This is a genomic window from Psychrobacter sp. TB20-MNA-CIBAN-0197 (assembly GCF_040309765.1).
GTDB classification, from domain to species: domain Bacteria; phylum Pseudomonadota; class Gammaproteobacteria; order Pseudomonadales; family Moraxellaceae; genus Psychrobacter; species Psychrobacter submarinus.
Genome location: NZ_JBEOPC010001534.1, coordinates 1 through 229, shown reverse-complemented (window position 1 = coordinate 229; position 229 = coordinate 1). Strand labels below are relative to the sequence as shown.

Sequence of the window (229 nt, the reverse complement as noted above, 5' to 3'; positions counted from 1 at the left end):
AGTCAGAATGCCGCTTGCATCAACGATCGGACGTGCCTATTGCGCGGCGCCAGGACGACTTCTGGCCTTCGAAACGCCAGTCGACCAAATGCGCCCACATCATCGGGCGAGCATAGAAGAAGCCCTGCCCCCACTGACAACCAAGCCGCGCCAGATGCTGAACCTGATCTGCGGTTTCAATACCCTCTGCCACCACGCGCATGTCCAATTCCCGCGCCAGGGCCAACGC

Annotated in this window: 1 protein-coding gene; it reads right to left on the bottom strand. The window is 60.7% G+C overall.

All coding sequences use genetic code 11. From position 1 onward, the window contains the following. Nucleotides 1-19: 19 nt before the first annotated feature. A partial coding sequence (locus tag AAEY83_RS19110; RefSeq protein ID WP_351061881.1) for an EAL domain-containing protein occupies nucleotides 20-229 on the bottom strand: 210 nt, incomplete at its 5' end.